Raw genomic sequence first — 10177 nt, 5'->3', positions numbered from 1 at the left:
GCCACCGGGTCAGCTGGTCACTATCACCGATATTATTGATGATAAAGATCCGCAGACCGGCAGCGTGAAAAACGGCGGCTTCACCAATGATGATACCCCGACGCTGCACGGTACCCTGAACAGCAAGCTGGGTGCGGGTGAAACGGTGTCAATCTACCGTGGTGACAGCAAAGCCGGTACCGCGACGGTGGCGGAAGACGGACTGAGCTGGAGTTATACCGATAACGGGCTGACAGACGGTACCACCTACATCTACACCGCCTACGCGGAAGATGCGGCGGGCAATCTCGGTAAGGTATCCGATAACTACACCATTACCATGGACACCACGCCACCGGGTCAGCTGGTCACTATCACCGATATTATTGATGATAAAGATCCGCAGACCGGCAGCGTGAAAAACGGCGGCTTCACCAATGATGATACCCCGACGCTGCACGGTACCCTGAACAGCAAGTTGGGTGCGGGTGAAACGGTGTCCATCTACCGTGGCGACAGCAAAGTCGGTACCGCGACCGTAGCGAAAGACGGACTGAGCTGGAGCTATACCGATAACGGGCTGACAGACGGTACCACCTACGTCTACACCGCCTATGCGGAAGATGCGGCGGGCAACCTCGGCAAGGTATCGGATAAATACACCATTACCATGGACACCACATCACCAACACAAACAGTGACTATCACTGAGGTGATGGATGATGTGAAACCGCTAACCGGTAAAGTCGATAACAACGGTTATACCGATGATAAAACACCAACTCTGAACGGTACTGTCAGCCAGGCGCTGAGTAATACCGAAATGGTTGCTGTGTTCCGTGACGGCGTATTCCTTGATTATGCAAAAGTTATCGGAACCACCTGGACATTTACTGATGCGCTGACTAACGACGGTAAGTACAGCTATATCGCTCTGGTTGTTGATAAGGCGGGTAATACAGGAGCGGAGTCCGGTAAATACGTTATTAACGTTGATACCACCGTACCGGATCAGACAGTCAAAATCATCTCAGTACTTGATGATGTAAAACCGTTCGAGGGGAATATTGCCAAAGGGGGTTATACCAATGATACAACCCCTGAACTGCACGGTACTGTCAGTGCAGCACTGAAAGCGAATCAGGTTCTGGTACTTTACCTGAATGATGTCAAAGTCGGCACTATGACGGTCAATAATGATCTGACCTGGCAGTATACCGGCTTGCTGACTAATGATGGTCATTATAACTGGAAAGCGGTTGTTGAAACGCTGGCGGGTGTACCGGGAGTATCTGATGAATATGATATTAATCTGGATACTTCTATTCCTGAAGCACTGGCCACTATTGCCGGATATAACGACCATGTTGGTAATGAACAGGGACCATTCGGTAACGGAACTACTACCGATGACCGTAACCCTGAGCTGTTTGGTAAAGTATCGAAGGAACTGAAAGAACGTGAATCCGTTCTGGTTTATGACACCACAAAAGGAGCGGTCGGCAGCGGTAAAGAAGTGCTGATGGGTACGGCGACAATGGATGCAGATAAAAACTGGTCCTTCTTTGTACCGGAAGCACACCGCCTGGTAAACGGCTCATCACCTAAATTTGAAGCGGTTGTCACTAACGGCGCGGGTCTGGGTAAGCATTCTGATGACTTCACTCTGAATGTTGACCTTGAGATTAAAGTCAATGAAGTCAATACACTGGATACCCATCCGATTATTTCCGGGTCTGTCGGCTTCCAAATCTATGATGATGAGCATCTGGAAGTTACCATTAACGGTAAAACCTATTCATCACTTGACGGTGCCGTGGTTGTGGATCCTCTGAATAATACCTGGTATGTCAAATTACCGGTAAATTCGGGGTTAAGTGTAAACAAAAGTTATGATGTCGTCGCCAAACTGCTGAATAGCGATAACAGTATTGTGGTTCAGGATAAAACACTGAACGAAATTCATATCGCGAAAGAGCCGGAGGCACCGACTATTCCGCCAAGTAATGATGCGGCGAATAAAGCAACGGGCATGACTATCGGCGAAAATGGTGCATGGCGTATCTTCTCCAATATGAACGTGTTGGATCAAAATGGTACAGATATCACCAATACCTCGTCGTTTAAAACGAATACTCTGAATTCCAATGGTAAGAAAGGGGTATACGGTTCGATGTCCTTTGTGGATTTTGACCGTGACGGTTATATGGATATTGTCGGTCTGGACTCTGAGTATTCGGATGGTCAGCAGATATTCAGATATATGCCGGGCCAATACAATATTTCCAGCACTGAGAATAATGCAGTCAATAGTGAGTACTATGCTACGACTATGGGGGATAGCTCAAAACGTGATGGTGTAGATCCTAAGTACAGTGGTTCAGGTTCAACATCAGCAAACGTATTTTCCTGGTGGGGGGGGGACTGCGCTCTATGACAAAACCGGTGATGGTTATGTGGACATTTTGTATGGAGACAGAACTCCTGATGATGCAAATGCAGGGGGTGGATATAATACACAGTTGATCTGGAACAATAATGGTCAGTTCCAGAAAGATGCTGCGTATGTTTCCGGTACAGAAAACGGTGTTAAAAATGATCCTAACTTTATTAAATATGGTCAGTCAGGTCAGTCAACACCGGATAAAGTGGTATCCAGCGTAGATCTTAATAATGATGGCTGTGTTGATTTGGTTCATGGCGGTGAAGATAAGGCGACGCCAACATATTTAACGGACGATCCGTCAGTTAAATCCAAGCAAAACGGACGTTTGGTTGTTCTTTCCAACAAAGGTGACGGCGGCTTTAGTGTCAAACAAATCCTGACGGGTATTGATGATCCTAATACCGGTAAAACAGGTGTTGTCGGAGAATTAAACAGCAGTTCATTTAACGGACAGTCCATGGTGTGGGCTGACTTTAACGGTGATGGCTGGCTTGATATGTTTGTTGGTTCTGCGGGTGTTGAGGAAGGCAAACTCAATATGAACAGTGTAATCCTGTTCAATGACGGTAAAGGGAATCTGGCGCAGGATACGGCTATCGGGAGTCTCGGACAGGCTAAAGGTGCCTTTAACTTTAAAGATCAGGGAGATGTGGGCGGAGCACTGAGTGTTGACTGGAATATGGATGGCAAAACGGATGTGGTCACTATCCCCCGTCTTGCCGGTAACGGACGTCCAATCAAACCAACGCAGGAAGTTGCTTTACATCTGAATAAATCAACAGGGCAAACCACTCTGTTTGATAAAACTGTTCTTCAGTCGTCTGATGCCGGTTCAGGCGCATCTTCAAAAGGTAATGGTTATACCGGTCTGCTCAATATTGATATTGACTGGGACGGTCGCCAGGATCTGCTGGTATTTACCGGAACAGAAGGTGCAACGTTCATTAAGAACACAAACAAGCTGAAAGAAGGCACGGCAATGCACATTAAGATCCTCGATCACGAGGGGATTAATGCCTTCTTTGGTAATACAGTGAAACTGTATGACTCCAACGGTAATCTGGTCGCCACACAGGTGATTAACCACCAGGCGGGTAACCAGACCAGTAACAGTACCGGTTTACTTAGTTTCTACGGACTTAAAGCCGATGAAACTTATAATGCGGTTCTGTTGCGTAACGTGAATGGTGTCCAGCAGAATATCGGAGCTGAAAGTCATGTCGGTGATTTCTCCATCGCCAACGTCAATGCCAGTTGGGGCGGGCTGACCACCGGTAAGAACTGGGATTCCTATGTTCTGACGGCTGAATCAGGTAATTCAGCAAGTAATGCCAACATCGGTAACGGTGTGGTCGGTACCGGCTATAACGATACGTTCTTCGCAACTCTGGGTGAAAATGCCTATGAAGGCGGTGGTGGTAGTTATCTGGTGAATGGTGCGCGTCAGTGGAGTGATAAAGGCGGTATTGATATCGTTGACTTCAAACTGGCCGGAAAAACAAATATCACCGTCGATCTGCGCGAAACGGATTATCAGAATACCGGTTACGGTAACCAGAAATTCTCCAATATTGAAGGCGTTCGTGGTGGTGAAGGGGATGACACATTCTACTCTAACTCATCTGATAACTTCTTTGACGGCGGCGCGGGCAATAACACCTTCCATCTGGGGGCCGGCGGACAGGATACGATTATGTATCGTCTGTTAGCTGATAATGATACAGGCGGTCATGGTGTGGATCAGATCAATAAATTCTGGGTAGGTACGGTAGAAGCGACCGCCAACGCAGATATTGTGAACATCGGTGACCTGCTTGTCGGTTATAAAGGCGGCTCGTTTGATAACGTTGCGAAATACGTTAATGGTAAAGCGGTGATAACAGATGCCACTATCACGGATTACCTGAAACTGGAAAATGGTTCACTGCTTTTAGACCGTGATGGTAAAGGCGGGGAATATAATTCAGTGAAAATTGCGGATCTTCATTTTGATAATGTCGATGCGGATAAGGTTGACCTGGCAATGCTGCTGGCTAACCACCAGATCGTATTCTGACAGATATTATGAGTGATCGGAGCCGGGGGATAACCCCCGGCTCTTTTTCGTATTTAACATTTTTGGCGGCTAACGCGGAAAACGTCAGTATTTTCAGAGGTGAGACTTGAGCATTTCAGTCGGATTAGTAAACAAAACGACCCACAAAACAACCCTGGCCACTAATATTTCGAAATCAGTCATGAATATCGGAACAGGGGATAAACCCCTGGTGCAGATAAATGACTCTGTCGTACCGGGTCTGGGCGGACGTAAAGCACAAGCCGCAACTCTGGTCATTCAGGCGCAGGCAGATACTGATTACCTCTTAACGGATGAAGGAACCGGTCAGTTGCCGGATTCAATTAATGTCAGCCGCGCGGGCAGCGATCTCTGGATTTATACAGATCCGGATAAAGATGAGCCGGACATTATTATTAAGGATTATTACCTTTATAAAGGGGATATCCTGGCCGAAACCACAAACGGTGGCGCGGTTATTTATCAGGCCGAATCCGGCCTGTCTGCTGATACTCTCAGCAGCAGCTCGACGGTTACGCTGACCCAGGCCGAAGTTGCCGGTGATAACTTCAGCTGGGAATCGGGTATACCGGAAGTGGATGCCGGCTGGCTGTTACTCGGTGCTTTGGGGATAGGCGGTGGTATCGCGCTGGCACATAACAGCGGCGGCAGTTCCGGAAAATCCGGCGGTGATGATAACTCCGGTAAAGCACCGGATGCCCCGAAAGTGGATTACAACAACGGGCGCGGACTGACCGGAACCGGGACTGCGGGCAGTACCGTCATCGTGCTGGACAGTCGCGGTAAACAGGTTGCCACAACCAAAGTTGATAAAGACGGAAACTGGGCAATTAACGGCGCAAACCCTTTAAAAGAAGGGGAAGCCGGTAAAATTTATGCCAAAGGTGAAAACGGCACAGAGAGCGCTCATCAGGATATTACCGGCGGCAAACAGAGCCTGCCGGATGTTCCGGTTATCACTCAGAATGATGAATTCACGATGACGGGGACGGTCGAGAAAGGTTGCAGCGTCCGTGTTATTGTTAATTATGCCGGAAAACCGGTGGCAATAAATGCAACAGTCAAACCGGATGGCACCTGGTTTATTAAAGACCCGTTACCGGACGGGGCATTGGTCGACGTGATTGCGCGGGATCCTGCCGGGAATGACAGTGCACCAGTCAGCATTCGTGTCGGTGATAATGCCTTGCCACTCGGGCCATCAGTGCAGGAAAACGGTGAGTCACTCAGTGGTATCGGACCTGAAAACAGTAAAATTATTATTATGGATGCTAATGGCAAGCTCATTGCCTCGACTATGTCGGATGCAACCGGTAAATGGCATTTTGCCTCTAACCCGTTTGCAAAGGGAGAGAGCGGAACCATTCATGTTATCAATGGTGCCGGGCGGGAAAGTGCAAAACAGACACTCACCGGGCAGGGCGATGCGGCATTACCCTCACCGGTTATTGATACCAATAACAGCAAAGGACTGAGCGGAAAAGCCACGCCCGGCAGTACGATCACCCTGAAAGATGCGCAGGGCGAAGTCATAGGTACAACCAAAACCAATGAAAAAGGCGAATGGAAATTTGATAAAAACCCGCTGGGTGATGGTCAGAAAGGCACAATAACCGCGTCGGAAGACGGCTCTGCGAACAGTAAAAGCACTGAATTTGACAGTGGCGACCATACACCACCGAAAAATCCGGTCATTACGGAAAACAACAGTACACACCTGTCAGGCACCGGGGAACCGGGAACCGGGATCATTTTTAAAGATGATAATAAAAAGATCATCGGAAAAGCCCGCGTTGATGAAGACGGAAACTGGAAAATTGAGCCTAATCCGTTCTCTGAAAACAGCAAAGGCACCATGCTCGGCAAGGATCTTGCCGGAAATGTGACGGGTGATATTGCGGTTGAAAGTGGTGTCAAATTACCGCCGACCTCTCCTGAGATTAAGGAAAACAGCGCACTCAAGCTATCCGGAACAGGGGATGCTGACAGCTATATTTTGATTAAAGATAAAAAAGGCAATCTGCTGCAAAAAGTTGAGGTAAAAGCGGACGGTACCTGGGTTGCAGAGCCTAATCCGTTTAAATCCGGAGAAACCGGGACACTCAGCAGCACAGACAAGCAGGGAAATGAAGGCGCGAAAATGACGGTCACCGGTGGGCATACGCCATCAAAAGGTGCAGTTTTATCGCTGGAAGCCGATACCGGGATTTCTGATCACGATAATATTACAGCCAACGGCAAAATTATTGTGAAAGAAATGACGGATGCGAAGCGCTGGGAGTACTCTGCAGATGGCGGAAAAACCTGGAGTAAAGGCTCACAAACCGCATTTACGCTTAAAGACGGGACTTATGATCCCCATCAGGTTCAGGTGCGTTATTTTGATGATAACGGAAATGCCAGCCAGGTGAGTAAATTCGATAAAGTTATTATTGATACCGTTGCACCATCTGCTCCGGGACAGACGCTTAACGGCGGGAAAATCATTCTTACCGGACTGGAAAAAGAAGCAGGCTGGGAATACTCAGTTGATGGCGGCAAGAGTTGGCTGAAAGGTCAGGGTGATAACTTTACGCTGACCCATGGTGATTATGAGCGCGGTACTATTCAGGTCCGCCAGACTGATGCTGCCGGTAATACCAGTAAAATCGCAGGTAACAGTGACGATATCACTATCTCCGGTAAGGCCGCGGCACTGGCGGATGACAGTACTGTGCATGACTTTCAGTCATTGTCGTCAGCCGAAGGGCTCATTGGTAAAGTACTGCTGATGTCAGATAAACAGCATCCGGAAACGAACGGGCAGAGTGATATGACTGAGGATATTCAGTTATTGTCTGTTCCGGAATTACTTAATGCAGGAATTCAGGGTAACGATATCAATACACTATTGGCTTCTTTTTCTGATGAGCAACAGAAAGAACATCAGCAGGAAACAGACATCAGCCATGATAATGGGGTGTTATCTTATGCTCTGTATACGGAGGCAATGCCGCTCTCTGTTGATATTACCGATATTCAGCAACTTCAGCTTTATTAATCCTGCCTGATATTCAATATGATTGCATGAATTGTCATGCAATCATATTAATTGTAAGTTATAAACTATGTGACCCTGCTGGTTGAGCACCGTCAACGAACCTGTAGTTTGAATGAATAAGGGTATATGTCGGTGGTGTTGTTGGTTATCTGAATATCAGTAAACATGATTAATCCCGGCGTAACCTGTAATTCAGGCATAAGAATCATCTTGTTTTCTTGTTATTTACAGCTAAGTAGCAATGTCTATCGTGGTTAAGTATATTTAATGGTTTTTTCTTTATTAATGATATCAGCAGTATTTTCTTATTCATCAAAGGTATTGATTATTGCTGGGCATCATAAATTAATATTATTAGTAAATGTTCATAACAAGATATTAAAATAACGGGTCACTCCCTTAATTAATTACAAAAACTTCACTGTGTAAGTAAAATAACCACCCGTTATGATAATTATAAATTCACGAGCTTATTTATTGTTAAAATAAAAAGAAAATAATTTTAACTTTACCATGTTGATAGGTAAGGGTTTTTAATGTCATCGGTGTTGCTTGATTAATTGTCTGCAATAGGATGGTTGATATGCTGATGTTTGGATTACGTTTTTTTTACCTATTATTAATGTTAGATAATTCATTTAAAATAACCCCAGAGCAGTCCGGATCGTACCGTGTAATTATTAAACAATAAATAAAAGGGATGTTTATACATGAAAGAATTAAGTGTTAATGAAATTGAAACTATTTCTGGTGCTGGTTTTATCAAGGATGGATTCAGTAACCTTGGCGGGAAAATTGGTGATTTTGCATTTAAACAATTTGGTGAACACATGAATGTTAATGTTCCTATTTTAGGTTCAATTAACATTGCTACCAAATTTCCCGGATTAGGTAAAGATGTAGGTTCTCAGATCGGTGGAAGTATTGGTAACAAAATTGAAACTAATTTAAGTGGACTTCCTATCATTGGTGGGTTATTTAAAGGCATTTTCGGTTAATTTATTCAGTGCCATAAAATCATTGATCTTTAGTTCAATAATATAGTTTAAGGGAGCTCATTATTAAATGAACTCCTATTTTTATTTATGGCATTATATAATATCGTATGATTTCTTTATTCATTCTCATCCTGATAATTACACTGTAGCCTTTATATTTATAGATGCCTATATAATTTATATTGATTTACCTAAGTATAAAAATAATCAGTAATATATTTAACGAGTAATTAATGTTTTATAAACTAGATATTTAGTTTCTATTGGGAAAGTATTCTCGGTGATAATATCTATATTTATAACCATTATATTATTTAAGTCATATTTTATTTTTAATAAAAGGGAATAATCATGAAAGAACTAAATTACGCTGAAATTACACAGGTTTCCGGTGCAGGTTGTGTTCAGGATACGATTACCGAGCTTGGTAAAAAGATTGGTGGCTGGGGATATGAGCTTCTCGGTCCTTATCTGACGGTTGATCTGCCTCTTGTCGGTACCGTCAGTCTTGCTGATGCCTATCCGGGGCTGGGTAAAGAAGTGGGAGGGCGTGTTGGTTCAATGATTGGTGGTGTGATTGAAGATAAATTAGGCAGTTTTGTCGACCTCGGTGGTATTTGTAAATAGGCAATGATGTAATTAAATAATATTGCAATGTCAGAATAATGATCATAATAAAATCCTCTGTGGTTATTACCCCGGAGGATTTTTTATTATAACCTTATTTGCATAAGAATAGTCTGTATTATGTAGGTTTATACTATAAATCAGGCTGCATTAAATCGTTAAGAATAATTTATTAGTTATGTTTTTTATTTAATTGAACCGGCCATTTGGTTTGAACATTATACATTTGTTTTTATCTATTCACATTTTAATTCCTGCATTGTCATTGGTTCTGGTTATATTGTGAACAGACATTTTATTTATGACGAAAGGAGTGAAATCTTTACAATAAATTAAGTATTACCCATCAATACGTAGTTATTGTTTCTTAGGCTTAAATATACATCCTGAAACAATGTGAAATATATTTTACATCTCTATCTTCATGATAAATAAAGAATGTATTATCATAAAAAAACGATATGGATGCATGGTGGATAAAAATAAGATAACTCTGTGTATTTCTTCGTTACGTATTTTCCTCTATTCATTATTAGTTATAGTTTCATTTAAAATAAGTACAGGCTCAGATATGAATGATGCCACTTAACTAACAATAAAAGGGATATTTGAAAATGAGAGAATTAAATCTTCAGGAAGTTGAAAATGCATCTGGTGCTGGTTTTATTAAAGATGCTTTAGTTGGTTTTGGCAGTAAAGCGGGTGATGCTGCATTTCAGGCATTCACAAAATTACCAGTTCTGGGAACGATTAATATCGCAGAAAAATATGCGGGCTTAGGTAAAGATCTGGGTTCACAAATCGGCGGAAGCATCGGGGATAAAATTGAATCCCGCTTAACTGCACTTCCTGGTGTTGGTGGCTTATTTAAAAAGCTGCTTGGTTAATCTATACTACTGATTAATTGTATTGACTCTGTTCTGGTCAATATCATAAATTATGGGGTCTCATTATTTTATGAGATCCCATTTTTTTATTTTTTCTGCTAATACTAAATATCTGAATAACCT

Annotated in this window: 6 protein-coding genes; all 6 read left to right on the top strand. The window is 43.6% G+C overall.

The genetic code is table 11. The annotated features are described in order from the left end of the window. On the top strand, positions 1–2416 hold a 2416-nt coding region (locus AYY16_RS20440), incomplete at its 5' end, for an Ig-like domain-containing protein (RefSeq protein WP_208020732.1). Positions 2417–2435: 19 nt separating this feature from the next. Then, positions 2436–4481 (top strand): FG-GAP-like repeat-containing protein, encoded by a 2046-nt coding sequence (locus tag AYY16_RS09565; RefSeq protein WP_067365555.1) that lies wholly within the window; start codon positions 2436–2438, stop codon positions 4479–4481. 181 nt (positions 4482–4662) lie between these two features. Then, positions 4663–7542, top strand: coding sequence for an Ig-like domain-containing protein (locus tag AYY16_RS09560; protein ID WP_150384833.1), 2880 nt, complete (start codon positions 4663–4665; stop codon positions 7540–7542). A 710-nt stretch (positions 7543–8252) separates the two neighbouring features. Then, complete coding sequence (locus AYY16_RS09555; protein WP_067365549.1) at positions 8253–8540, top strand: hypothetical protein; 288 nt, start codon at positions 8253–8255, stop codon at positions 8538–8540. Positions 8541–8891: 351 nt separating this feature from the next. Then, complete coding sequence (locus AYY16_RS09550) at positions 8892–9167, top strand: hypothetical protein (protein ID WP_067365546.1); 276 nt, start codon at positions 8892–8894, stop codon at positions 9165–9167. A 614-nt stretch (positions 9168–9781) separates the two neighbouring features. After that, positions 9782–10054 (top strand): hypothetical protein, encoded by a 273-nt coding sequence (locus AYY16_RS09545; RefSeq protein WP_067365544.1) that lies wholly within the window; start codon positions 9782–9784, stop codon positions 10052–10054. Positions 10055–10177: the final 123 nt, after the last annotated feature.

Origin of the sequence: Morganella psychrotolerans, from assembly GCF_001676155.1 — a bacterium.
Taxonomy (GTDB): domain Bacteria; phylum Pseudomonadota; class Gammaproteobacteria; order Enterobacterales; family Enterobacteriaceae; genus Morganella; species Morganella psychrotolerans.
This window is presented reverse-complemented; position numbering and strand designations above follow the sequence as displayed.